This is a genomic window from Pseudomonas sp. MPB26 (genome assembly GCF_046605355.1).
Taxonomy (GTDB): Bacteria; Pseudomonadota; Gammaproteobacteria; order Pseudomonadales; family Pseudomonadaceae; genus Aquipseudomonas; species Aquipseudomonas cedrina.
The window spans coordinates 101,862-125,456 of sequence record NZ_CP176793.1 but is presented as its reverse complement, the minus strand read 5'-3'; the positions used below and the strand labels follow the sequence as shown (position 1 = coordinate 125,456).

At 61.2% G+C, this 23,595-nt stretch carries 18 protein-coding genes; 15 read left to right on the top strand and 3 right to left on the bottom strand.

Translation table 11 applies throughout. From position 1 onward, the window contains the following. Position 1 precedes the first annotated feature (1 nt). Entirely contained in the window at positions 2-892 is an 891-nt protein-coding gene (locus ACLH0H_RS00520) for an SDR family NAD(P)-dependent oxidoreductase (RefSeq protein ID WP_411380548.1), read from the bottom strand. Beyond that, positions 889-2,427, bottom strand: coding sequence for a flavin-containing monooxygenase (locus ACLH0H_RS00515; RefSeq protein ID WP_411380547.1), 1,539 nt, complete (start codon positions 2,425-2,427; stop codon positions 889-891). The genes ACLH0H_RS00520 and ACLH0H_RS00515 overlap by 4 nt, the downstream gene beginning before the upstream one ends. Before the next feature lie 202 nt (positions 2,428-2,629). On the opposite strand from ACLH0H_RS00515, the gene ACLH0H_RS00510 reads away from it, so the two are divergent. The 10 genes from ACLH0H_RS00510 to ACLH0H_RS00465 all read left to right on the top strand — a co-directional run bounded on the left by ACLH0H_RS00510 (position 2,630) and on the right by ACLH0H_RS00465 (position 16,287). Then, positions 2,630-3,691 (top strand): alpha/beta fold hydrolase, encoded by a 1,062-nt coding sequence (locus ACLH0H_RS00510; protein WP_411380546.1) that lies wholly within the window; start codon positions 2,630-2,632, stop codon positions 3,689-3,691. 294 nt (positions 3,692-3,985) lie between these two features. Next, complete coding sequence (locus ACLH0H_RS00505; RefSeq protein WP_411380545.1) at positions 3,986-5,266, top strand: alkane 1-monooxygenase; 1,281 nt, start codon at positions 3,986-3,988, stop codon at positions 5,264-5,266. Positions 5,267-5,396: 130 nt separating this feature from the next. Next, a complete protein-coding gene (praA, locus tag ACLH0H_RS00500) occupies positions 5,397-5,891 on the top strand; it encodes an alkane oxidation protein activator PraA (protein ID WP_411380544.1) in 495 nt (164 codons plus the stop codon). Positions 5,892-6,022: 131 nt separating this feature from the next. Continuing rightward, on the top strand, positions 6,023-6,547 hold the full coding sequence (praB, locus tag ACLH0H_RS00495) for an alkane oxidation protein activator PraB (protein WP_411380543.1): 525 nt from the start codon (positions 6,023-6,025) through the stop codon (positions 6,545-6,547). 121 nt (positions 6,548-6,668) lie between these two features. Then, positions 6,669-8,111 (top strand): outer membrane protein transport protein, encoded by a 1,443-nt coding sequence (locus tag ACLH0H_RS00490; RefSeq protein WP_411382477.1) that lies wholly within the window; start codon positions 6,669-6,671, stop codon positions 8,109-8,111. Positions 8,112-8,340: 229 nt separating this feature from the next. Beyond that, positions 8,341-10,866, top strand: a complete 2,526-nt coding sequence (locus tag ACLH0H_RS00485) for an acyl-CoA dehydrogenase (protein WP_411380542.1) — start codon at positions 8,341-8,343, stop codon at positions 10,864-10,866. Between the two features lie 153 nt (positions 10,867-11,019). Continuing rightward, a complete protein-coding gene (locus ACLH0H_RS00480) occupies positions 11,020-12,363 on the top strand; it encodes a 3-oxoacyl-ACP reductase (protein WP_411380541.1) in 1,344 nt (447 codons plus the stop codon). A 3-nt stretch (positions 12,364-12,366) separates the two neighbouring features. Beyond that, a complete protein-coding gene (locus ACLH0H_RS00475) occupies positions 12,367-13,257 on the top strand; it encodes a MaoC/PaaZ C-terminal domain-containing protein (protein WP_411380540.1) in 891 nt (296 codons plus the stop codon). Further along, on the top strand, positions 13,254-14,552 hold the full coding sequence (locus ACLH0H_RS00470) for an acetyl-CoA C-acetyltransferase (protein WP_411380539.1): 1,299 nt from the start codon (positions 13,254-13,256) through the stop codon (positions 14,550-14,552). Before ACLH0H_RS00475 ends, ACLH0H_RS00470 begins: the two co-directional genes overlap by 4 nt. Before the next feature lie 31 nt (positions 14,553-14,583). After that, entirely contained in the window at positions 14,584-16,287 is a 1,704-nt protein-coding gene (locus ACLH0H_RS00465) for an AMP-binding protein (RefSeq protein WP_411380538.1), read from the top strand. A gap of 357 nt (positions 16,288-16,644) precedes the next feature. Here the strand turns inward: ACLH0H_RS00465 and ACLH0H_RS00460 are convergent, their stop codons facing one another. Beyond that, positions 16,645-17,760, bottom strand: a complete 1,116-nt coding sequence (locus ACLH0H_RS00460; protein ID WP_411380537.1) for a Gfo/Idh/MocA family protein — start codon at positions 17,758-17,760, stop codon at positions 16,645-16,647. 308 nt (positions 17,761-18,068) lie between these two features. Here ACLH0H_RS00460 and ACLH0H_RS00455 point away from each other — a divergent pair, with 308 nt between their 5' ends. The 5 genes from ACLH0H_RS00455 to ACLH0H_RS00435 all read left to right on the top strand — a co-directional run bounded on the left by ACLH0H_RS00455 (position 18,069) and on the right by ACLH0H_RS00435 (position 23,482). Next, the gene (locus ACLH0H_RS00455; RefSeq protein WP_411382476.1) at positions 18,069-19,109 is read left to right on the top strand and encodes a WD40/YVTN/BNR-like repeat-containing protein; all 1,041 of its coding nucleotides are present in this window, start codon (positions 18,069-18,071) and stop codon (positions 19,107-19,109) included. A gap of 15 nt (positions 19,110-19,124) precedes the next feature. Then, entirely contained in the window at positions 19,125-21,500 is a 2,376-nt protein-coding gene (locus ACLH0H_RS00450) for an efflux RND transporter permease subunit (RefSeq protein WP_411380536.1), read from the top strand. Between the two features lie 196 nt (positions 21,501-21,696). Next, positions 21,697-21,984 (top strand): DUF5629 family protein, encoded by a 288-nt coding sequence (locus tag ACLH0H_RS00445; protein ID WP_411380535.1) that lies wholly within the window; start codon positions 21,697-21,699, stop codon positions 21,982-21,984. Next, positions 21,974-23,146: a lactonase family protein gene (locus tag ACLH0H_RS00440; RefSeq protein WP_411380534.1), complete on the top strand. Its 1,173-nt coding sequence runs from the start codon at positions 21,974-21,976 to the stop codon at positions 23,144-23,146. The genes ACLH0H_RS00445 and ACLH0H_RS00440 overlap by 11 nt, the downstream gene beginning before the upstream one ends. 156 nt (positions 23,147-23,302) lie before the next feature. Continuing rightward, the gene (locus tag ACLH0H_RS00435; protein WP_076954567.1) at positions 23,303-23,482 is read left to right on the top strand and encodes a hypothetical protein; all 180 of its coding nucleotides are present in this window, start codon (positions 23,303-23,305) and stop codon (positions 23,480-23,482) included. Positions 23,483-23,595: the final 113 nt, after the last annotated feature.

Sequence of the window (23,595 nt, the reverse complement as noted above, 5' to 3'; positions counted from 1 at the left end):
TTCAGTGGCGGGGTTCGTCATTGGTTTCCAGCACCGGCCGGCGTGCCTTGGGCGCCATGCGTTTGCTGGCGAACACCACCAGCGCCTGATAGGCCGCCGGCAGGCAGCGGGCGAGCAGGTCGAGGAAAAACGCGTCGCGGCCGATCAGCACGCGACGTTTGTTTTTACGCACGCCTTGCAGGATCACTTTGGCGGCCTGGTCGGCGTCGGTGATGAACAGCTTCTCGAAATCGGCGCGGGCCTGCTGTTCGCTGTGGATGAGGAAGCCGGTCATGTTCGCGTCGATACGGCTGCTGCGGCAGATGTCGGTGCGAATGCCGCCGGGGTGCACGCAGGTGGCCGATACGCCGCAGCGTTGCAGGTCCAGCTCCTGGCGCAGGGACTCGGTAAAGCCGCGCACGGCGAACTTGGTGGCGTTGTAGCCGCTCATGCCCGGCTGCGCAAATAGGCCGAACACGCTGGACGTGTTCACCACATGGCCATCACCGCAGGCCTTCAAATACGGCAAGAACGCCTTGGTGCCGTAGACAACGCCCCAGAAATTGACGCCGACGATCCATTCCAGGTCGGCGTAGTCCACACCTTCCACCGTGCTCGACAACGCAACCCCGGCATTGTTGAACACCAGGTTGACCTGGCCATGGTCGGCAACGCATCGGGCGGCCCAATCCTCCATGGCCTGGCGGTCGGCAACATCCAGCGCCTGGGTGGTGACCCGCACCGGCACCAGGGTAGAGCGCTTGATCAACGCCAGCGTCTGTTCCAGTCCCTGGGTATTTTTGTCCGCCAGGGCCAAGTGGCAACCTTCCCGCGCGAGAGCCAGGGCCAGGGCGCGTCCCATGCCGGATGCCGCGCCGGTGATTGCCGCGACGCGGCCGTTGAATGACTTCATGACAGACTGCCTTCTACGGTGGAGTGGGGCGCCGCCACAGGATGGCCAGGCGCATTGATCGGCTGCAGATCAGTCGCATAGTCCTTGAGCGCAAACTGCCGGGTGACCTGCTTGAAACGCCAGGTTGACCCCGGCCACAGGGTGGTGTTCTTGCCGGTGCGCGGGTCGAGGTACCAACTTTGGCAACCGCCGGTGTTCCAGATGGTGCGCTTGAGTTTGTCTTGCAGTTGTCTGTTGTAGGCGCTTTCCACCGCGGGCTTGACGTCCACGGTGGCGATGCGATGGCGCTGCATCTGCTTGAGTGCGTCGAGGATGTAGGTCACCTGGGCTTCGATCATCAGGATCATCGAGTTATGCCCCAACCCGGTGTTGGGGCCGACGATCAGGAACAGGTTCGGGTAGCCCGGCACCGTGGTGCCCTTGTAGGCGTGGGCGCCGTTTTGCCAGGTGTCCATCAGGTCCATGCCGCCACGCCCGATGATGCAGTCGCGTGGCAAGGGGTCGGTGGCCTGGAAGCCGGTGCCGAAGATCAGGCAATCGGCCGGGTGCTTGATGCCGTCGGCGGTGATTACGCCATCGGCTTCGATGCGCGCTATGTGATCGGTGACCACCGCGACATTGCTGCGCGATAACGCCGGGTAGTAGTCGTTGGAGATCAGCACGCGCTTGCAGCCGATGGTGTAGTCCGGCGTCAGCGTCTTGCGCAGGGAAGGGCGCGCCACTTGTTTATGCAGGTGGCGCAGGGCGATTTTCTGCACCATGTTCATCAGGCGTGGGTGCAGCGCAAAGCCGATCACACGGCCTTCCAGCGCCCAGTAGAAAGCGCTACGCACCAGGCGTTGAGTGAAGGGCAAATGCTTGAACAACCAGCGCTCGAACGGTGAAACCGGCCGGTCGGGCTTGGGCATGATCCATGGCGGGGTGCGCTGGAACAGGTCCAGATGCGCCACGTGCGGCGCGATCTGCGGCACGAACTGAATAGCGCTGGCGCCGGTGCCGATCACCGCCACGCGCTTGCCCTTCAAGGCATAGTCGTGGTCCCACTGCTGGGAGTGAAAGCGCTTGCCCTTGAAGCTGTCCAGCCCTGGAATATCCGGCAGCGCCGGGCGCGACAGACCGCCCATGCCCGACACCAGCACCCGTGCGCTCACCTTGCTGCCGTCGCTGAAGTTCAATTGCCAGCGTTGCCGGGCCTCATCGAACACCGCGCGCACAAGGCCCATGTCGAAACGCAGGTAGGGCGCCAAGTCAAAGCGCGTAGCGCATTGCTCCAGGTACGCACGAATTTCCGCCTGCGGCGCGAACTGTCGCGTCCAGTCCGGGTTGGGCGCGAAGGAAAACGAATACACATGGGACTGCACATCGCAGGCGCAACCTGGGTAGTGGTTGTCCCGCCACGTGCCGCCGAGGCTGTCGGCCTGTTCGGCGATGAAGAAGTCGGTGAACCCGGCCTCCTTGAGCTTGATCGCCATGCACAGGCCGGCGAAGCCTGAGCCGATGATGGCAATGTCGATTGAATCACTGCGGGCATTCATAAGCAGTCCTTCGGGGGCATTGCGTGTGCTCCTTTTCTTGTTGTGTCTTTTAGATAGAACACCATTGCAAAGAAAAATTGAATTACTTATTTTAAAAAAGATTTTAAATAATCTACCTGAAAATATCGCCTACGCTAGTCCCTGGTCTCTTATGTGCCGATTGTCCGACGGACAGGCACGCCGTTCAGGTCCTGGTGAGGCGATGGCTGAGGCCTTGATCAATTCCGGTCGGGTCGCCAGCAGCAGGGACGCAGAGGACCGAGCTATGGCTGTTGAATGGGTGATCGCTGCAGCTGTTTTTATCGGCGTGAGTGCCGCTCTATGGGGGTTCAGTGCCTGGATGACGCGCCGTATCGAAGCGGCCGTACCAAACGACGGGCATTTTGTGGAGGTCAACGGTGAGCGCTTTCATTACTACGATGAAGGCAAGGGCCCGCCGCTGGTAATGATTCATGGGCTGATGGGCAGCAGTCGCAACCTGACCTATGCCTTGTCCGCGCAACTGCGCGAACAGTTTCGCGTCATCACGCTTGACCGCCCGGGGTCGGGCTATTCCACCCGCCATAAAGGCACCGCCGCGGACCTGCCGGCCCAGGCGCGGCAGGTGGCTGGGTTCATCAACACCCTAGGCCTGGATAAACCGCTGGTGCTGGGGCATTCACTTGGCGGGGCCATTTCCCTGGCGCTGGCCCTGGACCATCCCCATGTGGTGGCGGGGCTGGTGTTGGTGGCGCCGCTGACCCATCCCCAACCCACGCTGCCACTGGTGTTCTGGTCACTGGCGGTGCGACCGGCCTGGCTGCGACGCTGGGTGTCGCATACCTTGACCGTGCCCATAGGGCTGTTGACAAGCCGATCGGTCGTCAAGGGCGTGTTTGCCCCGGACAGTGCCCCGCAGGATTTCGCTACCCGTGGCGGCGGGCTGCTGGGCATGCGTCCCGATAACTTCTACGCCGCGTCCAGCGAAATTGCCCTGGTCAATGACGACCTGCCGAACATGATCAAGCGCTACCCGCAGCTGACGCTGCCCATCAGCCTGATCTATGGCGCGCGCGACAAGGTCCTGGACTTTCGCAAACACGGCCAGGCCCTCGCCGACAAGGTTCCGGGCCTCAAGCTGCAACTGGTGGAAGGGCACGGGCATATGTTGCCCATCACCGCCACCGCGCGTGTAGTCGAAGCGGTTCAGCAGTTGGCCAAGCGCGCGCGGCCACTTGAGACCACCAAGGTCTTGCATCCACCGTTTGCCCTGGTCGACAAATAATCGTGGCTGTCATTTCGGGTCAGCCACTGCGAAATGCTTGCGCTAGAGACCTGACCCAAGCGCAGAAAAACAGACTGCCCGGTCACGTTGAAAAGGCCTCGAAAAACTAGTTGACGACCTATCGATTCCGCGCTATTTCTTTAAAAAAATATTTCAATGTTTATTTTGAAATTGTTTTTGAAATGCCTAAGAGCGAATAAAAATGAAAAAAACGTCTTTTATCGCATGGTTGATTTCCTGGAGCACTCAGCGCTCCCTGAACCTGTTTTGCGCTTGCCTGCCACGGAGGCTGCCATGAACCAGACCCTGGCAGCCCCAAGCGTATGGACCGACAGCAAGCGTCACCTCTGGTGGCTGGGCATCATGCCTTTGGCCACGCCGCTGCTGTCCGGGGCCCTGGCGATCACCACTGGTATTCAGCCACTCTGGTGGGTCGGCGTGCTGGTGATCTTCGGCCTTATCCCGCTGATCGACGCCCTGCTCGGTGAGGACGTAAGCAACCCGCCCGAATCCGCCGTCAGCCACCTTGAGTCCCAAAGCTACTACCGCTGGATCGTCTACACCGGCGTGCTGTTCGTCATTTCATCGCTGGTGATCACCGGTTGGCTGGCCGCCGGCGGGATCGACTGGATCATCCACGGCGGCTTGTTGCAGACGACCGCGAACCTCGAACCCTCCAGCGCACTGTCTCAACTCGCCAGCTACATCACCGAGCGCACTCAACTGCATGGTGAAGTGAGCGCGCTGACCTACCTGGGTATGGCCATGTCGACCGGTGCCGCCACCGGCATTGCGATCAACACAGCCCATGAACTGGGCCATAAACCCAATGCGCTGGAAGTGTTCCTGGCCAAGGTCACCCTGGCCCCGACTTTCTACGGGCACTTCTACACCGAACACAACCGTGGCCATCACGTACGTGTTGCCACACCGGAAGATCCGGCCAGCTCGCGCCTGGGAGAAAGCTTCTGGGCGTTCCTGCCGCGCTCGGTCTGGTTCAGTGCGCGCTCGGCGTGGAACCTGGAGCGCGAACGCCTGCGCAAACTCGGCCTGCCGACCTGGCACTGGCGCAACGGCGTACTCAGCGCGTGGATGTACAGCCTGGTGCTGTGGGGCGCGATGATCGCCTGGCTGGGCGTGGCGGTGATCCCGTTCCTGATCATCCAGGGCATTTACGGGTTCTCGCTGCTGGAGGTGGTGAACTACGTCGAGCATTACGGGCTTAAACGCCAGAAGTTGCCCAATGGTCGTTATGAACGTTGTTCACCACGGCATTCATGGAACAGCAATCGTATTGTCACCAATATCTTCCTGTTCCAATTGCAGCGTCACTCCGACCACCATGCCAACCCGACCCGTAGTTATCAGTCGTTGCGCCACTTTGATGAATCGCCGCAACTGCCCTATGGCTACGCGAGCATGATTGTCTGGGCCTATGTGCCTTACTTATGGCGGCGGCGAATGGATCATCGCGTGCTCAACCATTATGCCGGCGATATCAGCCTGGCCAATCTTCAACCTTCGCAGCGGTTGAAGTATCTGGAGAAATACAGCGGCGCTGCAAAGCCGTTCTGATGTGAATTGAAAGGTGTGGGTGTGTTCGGGGCTGTGTATCTCGCGGTCGCTGTCGCCCACTGTTTCCCACGCCAGTTGCACATTAAGTAGTTTGACCCGAACAACAAAAATTTAAAGGGAAGGACGCACCATGCACTCACCCGCCAAGTTCACTGCTCATATCCTATTGGCCGCCCTGGGGCTGATCGCTTATCACCAGGCCCAGGCTGCCCGCATCGAACCCGCCGGCAGCGCCTTCACGGCCCAAGGCCCCATCAGTTTCTCCAAAGGTGCGCTGATCAGCGCCGATTGCACCATCAAGGTGGCTGGCAACGTGGCGGCCGATGGTTCATCGGTGAATGTCGACAAGGTTGAATTCGACGGCGGCCTCAAGTGCAGCCGGGTCGAGGCCATCAACTTGCCCTGGGTATTGGTTGCCAAGGACACCAAGAGCGGTTCCATGTCGAAAATCAGCGTGGATGTGCATGCGTTTGGCCTGGGCGGCAAATGCGGGCCTTCTACCGCAGAAGGTACTTGGGACAACGCCACCGGCAAGTTGGAAGCCGCCAATGTACCGATTGGAGAAGACTGCACGATCGAGACGGTGTCGATCAAGATGCCGCCGAACTTTAAAGTTGTTGAATAAGCCACGAATGTTGTTGCGGTAATTGAATTGAAATTTGGCTGGGAAAGGGACGTTCTGCAGTTTCACCGTGACCTCTCGTTCATGGCCATTACCCCTGGCGAATAACTCGCCATAACATGTGAGGAAAAACAATGAAAAGTTTGAAAACCCTCGTGTCGTTGTCTGCTTTGGCTGTTTGCATGGGTGCGGCATCCATGGCGAACGCTGTCAGTATCGCCCCCGTCAGCAGTAATTTTTCTGCTTCCGGATCACTCACCGTGAAGTCGCCGTCATCGTTTCAGTTGCCCATTACCTGTGATGTGAAGTTTGATGGCGCGGTAAACGGCGCGGGTATTGCGAGCATCAATACCGTGACTGTCTCGGGTTCCAACAACTTGTGCAAATTGCCGAAAATTACTGGCGTGCCATGGACTCTGACTGCCACAGCACTTTCGGGCAGTACAGGCACCGGTAACGTGACGAACGTTGGCTACACCATTCCCGGCTCCGTGTTTCCCGCTTCGAATTGCGGTCCGGCAACTGTCACGGTGTCTTACAACAATGGCACTGGCGTGTTGACCGCTACCCCGGCGAACCAGCCGCTGGGTTCGAGCTGCACACTTCAAAGCCTGAGTGTGACGGTGACCACGTCGCCGCTGTTGCAGATTGTCCCTTGATGATGTTGTGAACTCGGGCTGATCACCTGCAGTGAAGGCAGGTGCCTTCCAGAAGGCACCTGTTGAGGCAAACCAACGCACTTGCGGGTTGGTGCTGCATAAAAATAATAAGGAGTGGAGCATGAATAATAAGAAACAGCAGGTACACGCATCTTTCAGCCTGGCCTTGCTGGGCGGGTTGATGATCGTGTCGGGAGCGGTCCAGGCGGGGGCGTTCATGACTCCAACCACCAACGCCGCCGGCTGGGGCCGTGCATTCGGGGGTGGTTCGTTGTTCAAGAACGATCCGTCAGCGGCTTATAACAACCCGGCGGCAATGGCGTTTATCGATAAGAGCATTTCGCAGTTCACGCTCAACTACGCCAATATCGACATCAAATATAAAGGCAACGCTTACGATTACTCCGGACGCCCAACCGCTGCCACTACGCTTGACCCGGATACCTTTGAATCGACCTACAACACCCGCACAAGTAATGGAGGCCAAGCCGGTTTTGAAGCGTGGGTGCCCACCGGGTTCATGGTCATGCCGATCAACGATCGGTTGAGTTTTGGCCTGAGTCAGGTCGTGCCCATGGGCGCGCGCACCAGCTACGACGATGACTGGAAAGGCAGGGACTTTGCGGTCGACACCAAAATTGAAACCGTCGGGCTCACAGGTTCGCTATCGTTCAAAGTCAATGATCGGTTTTCCGTCGGTGCCGGCGCCATACTCCAGCACACTTCGGGCTTTGTGAGCCAAAACGTTGACCTCTATGCGGCGGCGTCACAGTCACCCGACTTCGGAGGGGTTGAATTTGCGGCGGGCCAAGGTGGCGCGTTGATGCGCGTGAAGGTCGACAATACTTCGCTGGGCTGGTTTGCCGGTATCGCCTGGAAACCGACTGATCAAGACACGCTGGGGTTGAACTATCACGCCAAGATAAAGAACAAGCTGGAAGGTAAATACAACATGTATGCCGATCCACAATCTCGGCTGATCATGACGACGCCCGTGGTCGACGGCAAAACCCTGGTGGAGTTGGCGTACCCAGGCCTTCATCTTTATCCGGACGGCGCCAATGCCTCCACCCAACTGGATATTCCCGCCACCGCGTCTTTCGATTGGGTACACCAATTCTCTGAGCGCTGGGGCGTCGGATTCAGTGCTACCTGGACAGACTGGTCGTCGTTCAAGGCGCTGACCCTCAAATCAGAGGGTTCCACCATCGTATCGATTCCCTACCGCTATAAGGATGCCTGGCAGTACTCGGTCGGCACCGATTACAAACTCACCGATGACTTGACCGTGCGCACGGGGGTTTCTTTTGATCAGACGCCCACGCCTGACGCCACCCGCGACCCGCGCATCCCCGATGGTGATCGCACGTTTGTTTCCTTGGGCTTCGGATACAAGATCCGTGCGGTTCCCGGGCTAAGCGTCGACGGCGCGTATTCGCACCAGTTCGTGGAAACCGTGAAGCTGAGAACTGAAAACGTCAATCGTCTAGGCGGCGCCACGCTTGATGGCAAGTCAGAGGCCCGGGGTGATGTGGTCAGCCTGTCCGCCACTTACGAGTTCTGAGCCAACGAGCCTCGCATCGGCGGGTCGTCACAGCGACCCGTTCCGATCTTCCTGCAGATAGGTAGACCCGGCGAAACCCGTCGTGCCTATTTTTTTGCCTAGCGATTAAATAAAAATTTCAAACAATAATTTTAATTTGGTTTGTCGAGGTTGTAGTGTGGTTTTACGCCGCGGGTCACACGGCCTGCCGGCGCGAGAGCCAAGCCCTGAATCGAGTAGAGGTATTCCCATGGTTATCTGGTTATTGGCGGGTTTCATTGCAGCAATTGCCTTGGCGTATCGACAAGCGAGTGCCGTTCTGTGGTTGAGCGCCGGCCTGATCTGGCTCGCGGCGGGTTACCTGTTCAACGCGGTAGCCGGTTTTGGCGCCACCGTCGCGGCGCTGCTGGTGGTGTTGCCCGCGCTCCTGATGACGCTCAAGCCCCTGCGCCGCACCTTGCTCACCCGCAAGGCCTTAAACCTGTTTCGCACAATTATGCCGGCGATGTCCGACACCGAGCGCGCCGCCATTGAGTCCGGCACCGTGTGGTGGGACGCCGAGCTGTTCAGCGGCAAGCCTGATTGGCAGCGCCTGTTGCAAGCCGCACCGGCCAGCCTGAGCGCCGAAGAACAAGCCTTCCTGGACAACGAAGTGGAAACGCTGTGCGACATCGCCAACGACTGGGAAACCACCCAGGTCTGGCAGGACATGTCGCCCGAAGGCTGGCAGTACACCAAGGACGCTGGCTTCCTGGGCATGATCATTCCCAAGCAGTACGGCGGCAAAGGTTTCTCCCACTATGCGCACTCGCAGGTGGTGATGAAGCTGTCGACGCGCTGTTCGGCGGCGGCGATTTCGGTGATGGTGCCCAACTCCCTGGGGCCGGCCGAGCTGCTGTTGCATTACGGCACCGAGGCCCAGCGCAATTACTACCTGCCGCGTCTGGCGCGGGGGGAAGACATCCCGTGTTTCGCCCTGACCAGCCCCTATGCCGGCTCCGACGCCGGGGCGATCCCGGACCTGGGCATTGTCTGCAAAGGCCTGCACGAAGGTGAACAAGTGTTGGGTTTTCGTGTCACCTGGGACAAGCGCTACATCACCCTTGGCCCGATTGCCACGGTGCTCGGCCTGGCGTTTCGCGCCGAAGATCCGGACGGGTTGCTCGGCCAGCCGGGTTCGCTGGGGATCACCTGCGCGCTGATCCCCACCTCCCATCCCGGCGTCAACAGCGGGCGGCGTCATTGGCCCCTCAATGCCGTGTTCCAGAACGGTCCTACCACCGGCAAGGATGTCTTCATCCCGCTGGGATGGGTGATCGGCGGCCGCGAGCAAGTCGGCAACGGCTGGCGCATGCTCATGGAATGCCTGGCCGCCGGGCGCGCGATTTCCCTGCCGTCGTCCAACGTTGGCCTGGCCAAGGTCGCAGTGCGCGGCACCACCGCCTATGCCGCGATGCGCAAGCAGTTCGGCCTGCCCATCGGCAAATTCGAAGGCGTGCAGGCGCCCCTGGCGCGCATGGCAGGGCACCTGTATGCCTGCGATGCGGTGCGCAAAGTCTCGGTGGCTTCCCTGGATGCGGGTGAGAAACCCTCGGTGATCTCGGCCATCGCCAAATACCATGTCACCGAGCGCGCGCGGATCATCGTCAATGACGGCATGGACATCGTCGCCGGCAAGGGCATTTGCATGGGCCCCAATAACTTCCTGGCCCGCGCCTACCAGCAAAGCCCCATCGCCATTACGGTGGAAGGCGCGAACATCATGACGCGCTGCCTGATCATCTTTGGCCAAGGGCTGATCCGCTGCCACCCCTATGTGTTCCGCGAGATGGAAGCGGCGCGCAACCCTGACCGGCGCAAGGCACTGGAAGACTTCGACAGCGCCATGTTCGGCCATGTGAGCTTTGTGCTGGCCAACACCGTACGCGCAGCGGTGCATTCGCTGACCGGCGGGCGGCTGATTTCCGTACCGGCCAAGACCGAGCCAGCCCTGGCGTCCTACTACCGTCAAGCCAATCGCCTGTCGGTGGTGCTGGCGCTGATTTCGGACGTGTCCATGGGCGTGCTGGGCGGTGCCCTCAAGCGCAAGGAAAGTATTACCGGGCGCCTGGGAGATATTCTGTCGCAGTTGTACATTTTGTCTTGCGTGCTCAAGCGTTTTGAGGACGACGGCCGGCCCCAGGCCGACCTGCCGCTGGTGCACTGGTCGGCCCAGGATGCATTGCTGCGCGCCCATGAAGCCTTGGCCGAAGTGCTCGATAACTACCCGTCCAAGCCTGCTGCCGCAGTGCTGAAGGCGTTGACGTTCCCGTTCGGTATCCCGCTGCGCAAACCTTCGGACCGTCTGCTGGCCCAGGTGGCCGATGTGGTGCAGGTACCGGGCGAAACCCGCGACCGCTTGCTGGCCAACTCCTACATTCCACGCCCGGAAATCGACAAGTTGGCCTACGGCGAACTGGGCTTGCGCCTGTTGCCGCAGGTCGAGCTGATCGATGCCCGACTCAAGCCCGCCGTCAAGCAAGGCCTGATCGAACCGATGCCGATCTCCGCTACGGCCTTCACCACCTGGCGCGTCGAGGCGCGGGCACTGGACCTGATCAGCGACGACGAAGAAGTCTTGCTGGCGCGCTATGTGGAATATGCCGATCACGCGATCCAGGTGGATGACTTCCCGCAGGACTTCGGCCTGCTGGAGGCGTTGCAGCAGCGTAAGCAGGCGTTGGAACCGACGCTGAAACGCCGCACGACCCCGGTCGAAAGTACCTCGGTTAATTAGGAGAAACGCGGTCCAAATGTGGGAGCGGGCTTGCTCGCGAATGCGGTGGATCAGTCAAAGTATCCGGTGACTGAAAGGGCCCATTCGCGAGCAAGCCCGCTCCCACACTGATCGGGTTTACAGGCCAAGACAGTGTGGTGAGTAGAGCCAACTATGAGTGACAGCTACCTTTCGTTCGTCAATTCCCCCTGGGGCCGTCGCCTGGCCCAGGCCGTCGGTTTGCCGCAGCCCTTGCCCCTGCAACGGCATCGCAGCGGCCAACAAGGCCTGGCCAACCCGGCCATCGTCGCCGGGGCAGGGCGCCTGGCCGCCGAGGTGCAGCGGATTTTCGCGGCTACCGACACGGTTACCGCCATCCCGGCCACGCTCAATGCGCCGTCCACGGTGAAAGTGCAAGGCGCGGTATTCGACGCCAGCGCCGTGGCTGGTCCGCAACAACTGGATGAGCTGTATGGGTTCTTCCACGCCAATGCCAGGCGCCTTGGCCAACATGGCCGGGTGGTGGTACTTGGCACCGCGCCGGAGCATTGCGAGGGTTTGCCCCAGGCCATCGCTCAGCGCGCCCTTGAAGGCTTGGTGCGTTCGCTGGCCAAGGAACTGCGCCGGGCAATCACCGTGCAGTTGATCTACGTGGCACCTGGCGCCGAAGACGCCCTGGACAGCAGCTTGCGCTTCTTCCTGTCGCGCCGTTCGGCCTATGTGTCGGGGCAAGTGGTGCGCTTGGAAAAACCGGTGGACGGCCACGTCAGCGTCAATTGGGACAAGCCTTTCGCCGGCCGCCGCGCCCTGGTCACCGGCGCGTCCCGCGGCATCGGCCTGGCGATCGCCCAGGTGCTGGCGCGCGATGGCGCCCACGTCGTCTGCGTGGATGTGCCCCAGGCCCAGGCCGCGCTGCAACAGGCGGCGGACAGTGTCGGTGGTTCGGCGTTGCCCTTGGATATCACCGCGGCAGATGCCGTCGCACGGCTGCAAGCCCATGTCAGCCAATACGGTGCTTTCGATGTGCTGGTGCACAACGCCGGGATTACCCGCGACAAGACCATCGCCAAAATGACCGAGGCCGCCTGGCGCAGCGTGCTGGCGGTCAACCTTGAGGCGCCGTTGCAACTGAGCGATGCGTTGCTGGAAAGCCAGGGCCTGAACCCCGGTGGGCGCATCGTCTGCGTGTCGTCGATTTCCGGCATTGCCGGCAACCTGGGGCAAAGCAATTACGCGACGTCCAAGGCCGGTGTGATCGGTCTGGTGCAGGGCCTGGCACCGCGTGCGGCAGCGCAGCATGTCACCGTGAATGCAGTGGCGCCGGGGTTCATCGAAACCCAGATGACTGCAAAAATCCCGTTGATGATCCGTGAAGCGGGGCGGCGCATGAATTCGCTGTCCCAGGGCGGGCAACCGATCGACGTGGCCGAGACCATTGCCTGGCTGGCGCACCCGGCGTCTGGCGGGGTCAACGGCCAAGTCGTACGCGTGTGCGGCCAAAGCCTGCTGGGAGCCTGAGCCATGGACTACGTGACGCAGATTATCGACTCAGCGCCCTCGCGTACTCGCTTGTTGCTGGACGGCGTGCGGGCCTTGCGCAAGCCCAAGCTCGACGGTGCGCCTGTTCTGCCCAAGGCGCGCCTGGTGCGTTCGGCGGTGGAACTGTCCGCCACCGGCATCGCCGCGTATGCGCGTGCTTGTGGTTTTCGCCGCGAGCAGGGCGTGCCGTTGTCGTACCCCCACGTGTTGGCATTCCCTCTGCACCTGATGCTGCTGACCCGCCCGAATTTCCCGTACCCGGCCAGCGGCATGGTGCACCTGGCCAATCGCATTCGTCAGCACCAGCGCCTGCACCAAGGCCAGGCGTTGCGCCTGGAAGTGTATTGCGAGCGCTGGGTCGCCCATCCCAAGGGGCAGGCGCTGAGCATTGCCACTCGCGCCTACGGCAACGGCAGCCTGGTGTGGGAGAGCGACAGCCTGTACCTGCGCCGTGATGTCCAGGACCCGATTGGCGAGCCGTGGGAGGACGCGCTGCCTTTGTCGGAGGAAGGGCTGTTGCGCACCCAACGCTGGGTGCTGCCCGCCGACCTGGGCCGGCGCTTTGCCAAGGTCTCGGGCGATTTCAACCCGATCCACACGTCGGTGATCGGCGCGAAGCTCTTCGGCTTTCGCCGCGCCATCGCCCACGGCATGTGGACCCTGGGCCGCGCGCTGGCGGCGCAGCAACCGCGCGGCGGGCTGGACCAGGCCGAGGCCCATTGCGACTTCAAGCTGCCGATTTTCCTGCCTGGCCAAGTGGCGCTGTGGAACCTGCCGGTGACAGGCCCGCGCCGTGAGTTCGAGGTGCGCAATTTCGCGGGCGACAAGCCCCATATGCGTGGGTTGTTCATCTGGAATGAGAGCCTTAAATGACTGACTACAGCTTTAACCCGGCCCCGGTCCGCCGCGTCGCGATTATCGGCGGCAACCGCATCCCGTTCGCGCGTTCCAACACCGTCTACGCCCACGACAGCAACCAGGACCTGTTGGTCGCCGCGCTGCAGGGCCTGGTCGACCGCTACCACCTGCACGGCCAACGCCTGGGTGAGTTCGCCGCCGGCGCGGTGATCAAGCATTCGCGGGACTTCAACCTGGCGCGTGAGTCGTTGCTCTCGACCACCCTGTCCGCCGACACGCCGGCCTACGACGTGCAGCAAGCCTGCGGCACCGGCCTGGAAGCGGCGTTGCTGGTGGCCAACAAGATCGCCCTCGGGCAGATCGAGGTGGGCATTGCCGGCGGTGCCGACACCACCTCCGACGCGCCCATCGGCATCAACGAGTCCTTGCGTCACACCTTGCTCGCGGCCAACCGCGCCAAGGGCATGGGCGACAAGCTCAAGGCGCTGCTTAAAGCCCGACCCTCGATGTTCTTCAAGCCGCTGCTGCCGCGCAATGGCGAGCCGCGCACCGGCCTGTCCATGGGCGAGCACTGCGAAGCAATGGCCAAGCGCTGGCAGATCAAGCGCCTGGCCCAGGATGAGCTGACCCTCACCAGCCATCAGCGCCTGGAGGCGGCTTACAAACGTGGCTTCTTCGACGACTTGATCAGCCCCCACCGCGGCCTGGCAAAGGACAACAACCTGCGTGCCGACGCCAGTCTGGCGAAACTCGCCGGCCTGGCGCCGGCCTACGACCGACAGGACGGCACGCTCACCGCGGGCAACTCCACGCCGCTGACCGATGGCGCCTCGGTGGTGTTGCTGGCCAGCGAAGAATGGGCCGCCGCCAATGGCTGGCCGGTGCTGGCTTATCTGCGCACCGGCGAGACGGCGGCGGTGAGTTTTGTCGACGGCACCGAAGGCTTGTTGATGGCCCCGGCCTACGCGGTGCCACGCATGCTCCAGCGCGAAGGCCTGGGCTTGGAGGACTTCGACTTCTTCGAAATCCACGAAGCCTTTGCCGCCCAGGTGCTGTGCACCCTCAAGGCCTGGGAAGACGCCGATTACTGCCGCACGCGCCTGGGCCTGGATGCGCCGCTGGGCGCCATCGACCGGGCGAAGATCAACGTCAACGGTGGCTCACTCGGCTGCGGCCATCCCTTCGCCGCCACGGGTGGCCGGCAATTGGCGACGCTGGCCAAGACCATTCACGAAAACGGCGGCGGCCGCGGCCTGATTTCCATCTGCGCGGCGGGCGGGCTGGGCATTACCGCCATCGTCGAAAAGTAGTTTTGCCAAAAACAACAACAAGGAAACTGCCATGAACGCTGTAAGCCTGGAACACACCGAACGGATCTGGCTGAACGCTTACTTGCCCGGCGTCCCGGCGGATATCGATGCGGCTATCGAAGCCTACCCCTCGTTGCGCGAGGTGTTCCTCGAGCACCTGGAAAAATTCCACGAGCGTGTGGCGTATGTCAGCATCGGCACCGAAATGACCTACGCCGACTGGCAGGTGCAGGGCATTGCATTTGCCGCCTGGCTGCAGGCCCAGGGCGTGCAGAAAGGCGACCGCGTGGCGCTGATGATGCCCAACTGCTTGCAGTACCCGATCTGCCTGCTGGGCACGATCCTGGCCGGCGCGGTGGTGGTCAACGTCAACCCGTTGTACACCGGCCACGAGCTCAAGCATCTGCTCAAGGACAGCGGCGCGCAAACCGTGGTGATCTTCGAAAATTTCGCCCACACCCTGGAGAAAGTCATCGCCGGCAGCAGTGTCAAACGCGTGGTGATCGCCGCCATCGGCGACCTGCTCGGCACCTTCAAGGGGGCGGCGATGAATTTCATCCTGCGCACTGTGCAGAAGCAGGTGCCAGCGTTCAATTTGCAGGGATCGGTGCGGTTCAACCAGGCATTGAAGCTGGGGCGCGGGCTCACCCATTTCCCGGTGGATCTGCACCGCGACGACCTGGCCTTCCTGCAATACACCGGCGGCACCACCGGCGATGCCAAGGGCGTAATGCTCAGCCACCGCAATATCATCGCCAACCTGTTGCAAGCCAAGGCCTGGGTCGGCGACCAACTGGACCAGGACAAGCAGGAAACCAACGTCACCCTGCTGCCGCTGTACCACATCTTTTCCCTGACGGTGAACTGCCTGATGTTCATGTGCCTGGGCGGGCGCAACATCCTGATCGCCAACCCTCGGGACGTGAAGCGGGTGCAGATGATCCTGCGCAAGGAACGCTTCAACGGCATTGCCGGGGTCAACACGCTGTTCAATGGCTTGCTGGAAAACAAGGCGTTTTGCGCGCGGGATTTTTCCGACCTGCGCATGGTGATCGCCGGCGGCATGGCCACGCACACGGCGATCGCCAAGCGCTGGAAGGAAGTCACCGGGTTGCCGATCATCGAAGGTTACGGCCTGACCGAGTGCTCGCCGGTGGTGAGCATCAGCCCGATCAACATCGCCCGCATGCGCGAGATGGAATTCACCGGCAGTATCGGCGTGCCATTACCGTCGACCTGGGTGCGGTTCATGCGCGAAGATGGCGAACTGGCCGACATCGGTGAACAGGGCGAACTGCAAGTGCGCGGCCCCCAAGTGATGCAGGGCTACTGGAAACGCCCGGAGGCCACGGCCGAGGTGCTGGACGCCGACGGGTGGTTGTCGACCGGTGATATCGGCGTGATGGATGAGCGCGGCTATATCCGCCTGGTGGACCGCAAGAAGGACATGATCCTGGTTTCGGGCTTCAACGTGTACCCCAATGAAATCGAGGACGTGGTGGCGTTGCACCCAGGGGTCGCGGAAGTGGCGGCCATTGGTGTGGAAGACGGTGTGACGGGGGAACGGGTGAAAATCATTGTGGTGCGCAAGGACCCGAACCTGACCCAGGAGCAGCTCCTTGCCCATTGCCGGGTCTACCTCACGGGGTACAAGGTGCCCAGGTATGTGGAGTTTCGGACCACGGAATTGCCCAAGACCACCGTGGGCAAAGTGCTGCGCCGGGCTTTGCGTTAAGCCTTCACCGCTAATCCTGTGGGAGCCGGGCTTGCCCGCGATGGCGGTGTGTCAGGCACTTCATTCATCGACTGATACACCGCCATCGCAGCATAGGTGTCTAAACATCTGGGTTTGGCGCTGAACCTCAGTGAATGAGCTGTTGTGGCGAGCGGGCTTGCCCCGCGTTGGGCTGCGCAGCAGCCCTAAAATCAGATTCTGCGGAATGTCTGATACACCGCATTCTGCTGACTGGGGCTGCTGCGCAGCCCAACGCGGGGCGAGCCCGCTCGCCACAGGGGGACTCGCCAGTCTGTGAAAGATGTGTAGATACCTATGGCCATCGCAGGCAAGCCAGCGCCCACTGGGTTCGGGGGGCTAGATCGAGCTCACGTTGACCCAGCGCTCTTCCTTGGCCGCCACGCGAATCGCCGCCGCCAGTCGTTCTACCTCCCACGCTGCCTCGAAGTCACTGCCATCGGCGCCCTGGCCGGCCACGGCCATGATCAGTTCCTGTACCTCCAGTGTTTTCAACTCGTTGTATCCCAGTTGATGCCCCGGCGCCGGGCTGAATGCCGCATAACCAGGCAGTTCCGGGCCGGCCAGCAGCGTTTGGAACCCCGCTTGCCCGGCGCAATACAGGCGCAATTCATTCAGGCGCTCCTGATCGAAGGCCAGGGTGCCCAGGGTGCCGCCGATCTCGAAACTCAGGTGGTTCTTGTAGCCGTGCTTGATCCAACTGCTGCTCAACGTACCCCGGGCACCGTTGGCGAACCGCAGCAACGCATGCACCTGGTCGTCGACGCTGATCGCACGCAGGTCGAGGCTGTCGGGGCTGGCGGGGCGCAGGGGGTGCACGGTCTGTGTGTCGGCGCAGACACTGATGATATCGCCCACCAGATAGCGCGCCATGGCCAGCGCGTGGCTGCCCAGGTCCGCCAGCGTGCCGCCAGCATGGGTGGCTTCGCAGCGCCAGCCCCATGGCGTTTGCGGGTTGGCCAGGAAGTCCTCGGAATTCTCAAACTGGACGGTGGTGATCTGGCCCAGTACACCGCTGGCGATCATCTGCTTGGCCAGAACGATCATCGGGTTATGCTGATAGTTGTAGCCCACCCGCGTCACTACACCGGCCACGCTGGCGGCGCGGCGCATTGCCTCGGACTGTTCCAGGCTCACGGCCAACGGTTTCTCGCAATACACCGCTTTACCCGCTGCAATCGCCGCCATGGCCATGGGGTAATGCAAATGGTTCGGTGTGGTGATCGCTACCACGTCCACATCGGGGTCATCGATCAGCGCTTGCCAGTCGCCATGGGCCCTGGCAAAGCCCCACGCCGTGGCGCAGTGCTGGGCGCGTGCGGTATCGGCATCGGCCAGGGCGGCCAGTTTGAGGTGTACGGGCAGTTCAAACACCGTGCGCGCATTATTGAACGCCAACGCATGGGCACGCCCCATGAAGCCCGTGCCAATCAAGCCGATTCCGAGTTCACGCATCGCCAGGGTCCTTTTGAATTATTGTTGTTCAGAAGGCGTATTAATGGAATAAAAATTCTCAAAACTCAATAGATGGAATAAAAATTCATATCATGATCAGTGATCACCCCGGCGAATACAGCTACATTCACCCTATGGCCAAACGCCGTCAGTTAACAAAAGATAACGTAGCGCCGATTGTCAGACGATTCGAAAGCCCGATAGGATGGCCGCTGCTTCCTCCGGGCGCTCTAGATTGCAGGTTTCAAGGCCGCGGAAGGCAGCGATAACAATAATAAATGGGAGAAAGGTCTATGAGTGAGCCTGTCATGGGTTGGGTTGTTTGCCGCCCGCGCGCCGCACGCAAGGTTGCGTTGCTGGCCACAGCGCTCTCGCTGCTGATCGGTGGCGCGTTGTCGACACCGGTACTGGCAGCCAGCGATACCACCGCAACGCCTGCGTTTGCGATTGAATCGCCCAAGGCCGTCAAAGGCCTGATGATCGACGTGGTGCATGCCGGCAAGCGCCTGGTGGCCGTCGGCGATCGCGGGCACATCCTCTATTCCGATGACGAGGGCAACACCTGGACCCAAGCCAAAGTCCCCACCCGGCAACTGCTCACGGCGGTGTATTTCGTCGATGACAAGCAGGGCTGGGCGGTGGGCCACGATGCGCAAATTCTCGCAAGCGTCGACGGCGGCGCCACCTGGACCCAGCAATACCAGGACCTCAAGCGCGAAGCCCCGTTGCTCGATGTGTGGTTCAACGACGCCAGCCACGGCCTGGCCGTCGGCGCCTACGGTGCATTGATCGAAACCACCGACGGCGGCAAAACCTGGGCAGACGTCAGCGACCGCCTCGACAACGAAGACCAGTATCACCTCAACGCCATCGCCCACATCAAGGACGCCGGCCTGTTTATCGTCGGCGAACAGGGCAGCATGTTCCGTTCCAGCGACGACGGCCAGACCTGGGAAAAACTCGAGGGTCCCTATGAGGGCTCGCTGTTCGGTGTGATCGGCACCGCTCAACCGCAGACCCTGCTGGCCTACGGTTTGCGCGGCAACCTGTACCGGTCCACGGATTTCGGCGGCACCTGGGAGCAGGTCGAATTGAATGCGGCGCGGGGAGCGCTGGAGTTTGGTCTGTCCGGCGCGACCTTGCTGGAAGATGGCGCCATCGTCGTCGTCGGCAATGGCGGCAGCGTTGTGGTCAGCCGCGACGGCGGGCAGACCTTCAGCGTGTTCAATCGCCCGGACCGTATATCACTCTCGGCGGTCACAGCGGCGGGCAATGGCAACTTGATTCTGGTCGGGCAGGGCGGCGTTCGCATCGCTACCGCTGCCGGCGCCGAACCGACAAAACAATAAGAAGGCGGGCAAAGAATGAGCAGTCATCACAACGATAAAGCGACCTTTCTTGAGCGCCTGATTTTCAACAACCGCCCGGCGGTGATCGTCATCTGCCTGCTGGTGAGTATTTTCCTGTTCTGGCAGGCGACCTTGATTCGCCCGTCAACCAGCTTTGAAAAGATGATCCCCCTCAAGCACCCCTTCATCGAGAAGATGATGGAGCACCGCAACGATTTGGCGAACCTTGGCAATACGGTGCGCATCTCGGTGGAAGCCAAGGACGGCGACATTTTTAGCAAGGAGTACATGGAGACCCTGCGCCAGATCAACGACGAGGTGTTCTACATCTCCGGCGTCGACCGCTCGGGCCTCAAATCGCTGTGGAGCCCCAGCGTGCGCTGGACCGAAGTGACCGAAGAAGGCTTTGCCGGTGGCGAAGTAATCCCGCAGAGCTACAACGGCTCGCCGCAAAGCCTCGATCAACTGCGCAACAACGTGCTCAAGTCCGGCCAGGTTGGGCGCCTGGTGGCCAACGATTTCAAATCGAGCATCGTCGATATCCCGCTGCTGGAGTCTTACCCGGACCCGCAGGACCAGGGCAAGCTGCTGGCCCTGGACTATCGCAAGTTCTCCCATGAACTCGAAGACAAGATTCGCGACAAGTTCGAAGCGCAGAACCCCAACGTAAAAATCCACATCGTCGGTTTCGCCAAGAAGGTGGGCGACCTGATCGACGGCCTGGTGATGGTGGTGCTGTTCTTCGGCATCGCATTCGTCATCACCCTGGTGTTGCTGCTGTGGTTCACCCACTGCCTGCGCAGCACCATCGCCGTGTTGAGCACCACGCTGGTGGCGGTGATCTGGCAGTTGGGGCTGATGCACTTCTTCGGTTTTGGCCTCGATCCCTATTCGATGCTGGTGCCGTTCCTGATTTTCGCCATCGGTATTTCCCACGGTGTGCAGAAGATCAACGGTATCGCGCTGCAATCCAGTGAGGCCGACAATGCGCTGACCGCGGCGCGACGCACGTTCCGGCAACTGTTCCTGCCGGGGATGATCGCGATCCTGGCCGACGCCGTGGGCTTTATCACGCTGCTGATCATCGACATCGGCGTGATCCGCGAGCTGGCCATCGGTGCGTCCATCGGTGTGGCGGTGATTGTGTTCACCAACCTGATCCTGCTGCCGGTGGCGATCTCCTATGTCGGCATCAGCCAGCGTGCCATTGCCATCAGCAAGAAAGACGCGCACCGCGAGCATCCGTTCTGGCGCCTGCTGTCCAGGTTCGCCAGCGCCAAGGTCGCACCGGTCTCGATCCTGCTGGCGCTGGTCGCCTTCGGTGGCGGCCTCTGGTACAGCCAGAACCTGAAGATCGGTGACCTTGACCAGGGCGCGCCGGAACTGCGCCCGGACTCGCGCTACAACAAAGACAACAACTTCATCATCAGCAACTACTCCACCAGCTCCGACGTGCTGGTGGTGATGGTCAAGACCAAGGCCGAAGGCTGCTCACGCTATGAAGCCATGGCGCCCATCGACCAGTTGATGTGGAAAATGCAGAACACCGAGGGCGTGCAGTCGGCGATCTCGTTGGTGACCGTGTCCAAGCAGATGATCAAGGGCATGAACGAGGGCAACCTGAAGTGGGAAACCCTGTCGCGTAACCCCGATGTACTGAACAACTCCATCGCCCGTGCCGATGGCTTGTACAACAACACCTGTTCCCTGGCGCCGGTACTGGTGTTCCTCAACGACCACAAGGCCGAAACCCTCGACCGTGCGGTGCATGCGGTGCAGGACTTCGCCAGGGAAAACAACAAGGACGGCCTGGAATTCATCCTGGCCGCCGGTAATGCCGGGATCGAAGCGGCCACCAACGAGGTGATCAAGGAGTCCGAGCTGACCATCCTGATCCTGGTGTACCTGTGCGTAGCGACCATGTGCATGATCACCTTCCGTTCCTGGGCGGCGACCTTGTGCATCGTGCTGCCGCTGGTGCTGACCTCGGTGCTCGGTAACGCGCTGATGGCTTTCATGGGCATCGGCGTCAAGGTCGCGACCTTGCCGGTGGTGGCCCTTGGCGTGGGGATCGGCGTGGATTACGGCATCTACATCTACAGCCGCCTGGAAAGTTTCTTGCGCGCCGGCCTGCCGCTGCAAGAGGCTTATTACCAGACGCTCAAGTCCACCGGCAAGGCGGTGCTGTTCACCGGTTTGTGCCTGGCGATCGGCGTGTGCACCTGGATCTTCTCGGCCATCAAGTTCCAAGCCGACATGGGCCTGATGCTGACCTTCATGCTGCTGTGGAACATGTTCGGCGCGCTGTGGCTGCTGCCGGCGCTGGCGCGGTTCCTGATCAAGCCAGAGAAGTTGGCGGGGCAGAAGGGCAATTCGTTGTTTGCCCACTGATCCAGGGCCCAACACATTCCAACCCTGTGGGAGCTGGCTTGCCTGCGATGGCGGTGGTTCAGTCAACAGATGTATGGCTGACACACCGCTTTCGCGAGCAAGTCGAATCGTCGCATCGCCGCTCCCATATTGGGTTCTGTGTCCATGCGACTGTTTCCGCTATCATTGCGACCTTCCTCGTAAATGACCGACCACCATGACCGCCACCCCCCTGACCACCGCCCTTACCACCAGCGACATGCTGATCATCGATGGGCTGCACGCCTTCGACTTCACCTTTGACCAGCACTTGCAGATCGAAAGCATGGATGGCCGGGAACTCAAGCGTTGGACGTTCAGTCCAGATCAACTGAACGCCGCCACCTTTGATGACAGCTTGCAAAGCTGGCTGCTGAGCAACGAGGACGGTGAACACCGTCTGGTCTGCCTGAGCGCGATCAAGGGCGACAACAACAACGATGAGGACGAAGCGGATGATGCGTAGATTCTGGCCCCTGCTGATGGCGGGCAGTGTCGGTGCGATGTCGGTACAGGCTGCACCGGCCGAGACGTATGAAGTGCTGGTGGGCAGCTACACCGCCGGCACCAGCGAAGGCATCTACCGCCTGCAGTTCGACAGCCGCACCGGCCGGTTCCAAGGCCGCCCGGTATTGGCGGCCACGGCCGATAACCCCTCATGGCTGACGCTTTCCAAGGACCAGAAGCACCTGTTTGTGGTCAACGAGAATGGTCCCGGTCAGAAAGACCCGGTAGGCCGCGTGAGCAGCTACAGCATTGACCCGCGCAACCACCAACTGACCCTGATCAACCAGGTGCAGAGCCTGGGCAACGAGCCCACCCATGCCAGCGTCGCCGCCGATGGCCGCTACCTGTTCGTCGCCAACTACTCGGTGGTCGAAGACCCGGGTGGAAGCCTGGCGGTACTGCCGGTCGATGCCCAGGGCAAGCTGTCGGCTCCGGTGCAACTGAGCGGGCACCCGGCCAGTCGCGTGAATCCCGAGCGGCAGGCGTCCAACCATGTGCACTCGGTGGTGTCCTCGCCGGATGGCAATTACGTGTTTGTCCAGGATCTGGGCGCTGACAAGCTGTTCGCCTACCGCTACGACCCCAAGGCCAACCACGAGCTGCCACTGACGCCGGCCAACCCGGCCTCGGTGCAACTGCCACCTGGCAGCGGCCCGCGCCACCTGTTGTTCAGCGCCGATGGCAAGCATGCCTGGCTGACCACCGAAATGAGCGCCCAGATTGCGGTGTTCGACTACAAAGACGGCCAACTGACCCAGACCCAATTGGTGGACTACGCCGCCGGCCAACCGGTATCCGACAAGGCCGGTGCGGCGCTGCATGCGTCAAGCGACGGCAAATTCCTGTACGTGAGCAATCGCGGCACGGCCAACCACATCGTGGTGTTCGGCATCGACCCGGCCACCGGGCACCTCAAGGAGCTGCAACGCCGTTCCGTTGAGGGTGACCATCCGCGCGAGTTCAGCCTGGACCCGACCGGCAGATTCCTGCTGGTCGCCAACCAGAAGAGCAATGAAATCGTGGTGGTCGAACGCGACCCTAAAACCGGCCTGCTCGGTAAAACCGCGCAGAAAATGCCGATTGATGCGCCCAGCGATCTCAAGTTCCTGGTGCGTCAATAAGCCGCAGGCCCCGCGCAACGGGGCCTGAACCCTGCTATTAATTCTATTGATGGCGGCTAGTGTTTCAAAGCATTTCTAAGACTCAGCCCTCGGGCGTAAGTTGAGTTCCAAGGCCTTCCCCGGCCACTCAACCAAACGCACACGAGGGTTACCGCCATGAACTTGAATCTTTTCTCCGTCATTGCCGCTTCTGCCGTTTCCGCCACTGTGGCCTTGCCGGCCGCGGCCAGCGTGGAAGTCTCCGGCAAGCCGTCCAGCACCAGCGCCTATACCCAGAAATACCTGCAACAAAGCGCTAATTTCTACGCCGCGCTGGACCACAAAACCCAGCCGTGAACGCTGATTGACCCTGCACACCCGCAGACGCCAAACCACTGGAACGAAGCCTGCCTCGTTCGAGTGGTTTGGCGTTTGTGCATCTGCTGCATAAAATCATTGATATCACATTG

Bases quoted from the DNA above. Each gene is read 5' to 3' on its own strand.
- ACLH0H_RS00490 (WP_411382477.1), top strand. From the start codon at position 6,669: ATGAATAATAAGAAACAGCAGGTACACGCATCTTTCAGCCTGGCCTTG.
- ACLH0H_RS00450 (WP_411380536.1), top strand. From the start codon at position 19,125: ATGAGCAGTCATCACAACGATAAAGCGACCTTTCTTGAGCGCCTGATT.
- ACLH0H_RS00455 (WP_411382476.1), top strand. From the start codon at position 18,069: ATGGGTTGGGTTGTTTGCCGCCCGCGCGCCGCACGCAAGGTTGCGTTG.
- ACLH0H_RS00520 (WP_411380548.1), bottom strand. From the start codon at position 892: ATGAAGTCATTCAACGGCCGCGTCGCGGCAATCACCGGCGCGGCATCC.
- praA (WP_411380544.1), top strand. From the start codon at position 5,397: ATGCACTCACCCGCCAAGTTCACTGCTCATATCCTATTGGCCGCCCTG.
- ACLH0H_RS00510 (WP_411380546.1), top strand. From the start codon at position 2,630: ATGGCTGAGGCCTTGATCAATTCCGGTCGGGTCGCCAGCAGCAGGGAC.
- ACLH0H_RS00465 (WP_411380538.1), top strand. From the start codon at position 14,584: ATGAACGCTGTAAGCCTGGAACACACCGAACGGATCTGGCTGAACGCT.
- ACLH0H_RS00445 (WP_411380535.1), top strand. From the start codon at position 21,697: ATGACCGCCACCCCCCTGACCACCGCCCTTACCACCAGCGACATGCTG.
- ACLH0H_RS00440 (WP_411380534.1), top strand. From the start codon at position 21,974: ATGATGCGTAGATTCTGGCCCCTGCTGATGGCGGGCAGTGTCGGTGCG.
- ACLH0H_RS00485 (WP_411380542.1), top strand. From the start codon at position 8,341: ATGGTTATCTGGTTATTGGCGGGTTTCATTGCAGCAATTGCCTTGGCG.
- ACLH0H_RS00470 (WP_411380539.1), top strand. From the start codon at position 13,254: ATGACTGACTACAGCTTTAACCCGGCCCCGGTCCGCCGCGTCGCGATT.
- ACLH0H_RS00505 (WP_411380545.1), top strand. From the start codon at position 3,986: ATGAACCAGACCCTGGCAGCCCCAAGCGTATGGACCGACAGCAAGCGT.
- ACLH0H_RS00435 (WP_076954567.1), top strand. From the start codon at position 23,303: ATGAACTTGAATCTTTTCTCCGTCATTGCCGCTTCTGCCGTTTCCGCC.
- ACLH0H_RS00460 (WP_411380537.1), bottom strand. From the start codon at position 17,760: ATGCGTGAACTCGGAATCGGCTTGATTGGCACGGGCTTCATGGGGCGT.
- ACLH0H_RS00480 (WP_411380541.1), top strand. From the start codon at position 11,020: ATGAGTGACAGCTACCTTTCGTTCGTCAATTCCCCCTGGGGCCGTCGC.
- ACLH0H_RS00475 (WP_411380540.1), top strand. From the start codon at position 12,367: ATGGACTACGTGACGCAGATTATCGACTCAGCGCCCTCGCGTACTCGC.
- praB (WP_411380543.1), top strand. From the start codon at position 6,023: ATGAAAAGTTTGAAAACCCTCGTGTCGTTGTCTGCTTTGGCTGTTTGC.
- ACLH0H_RS00515 (WP_411380547.1), bottom strand. From the start codon at position 2,427: ATGAATGCCCGCAGTGATTCAATCGACATTGCCATCATCGGCTCAGGC.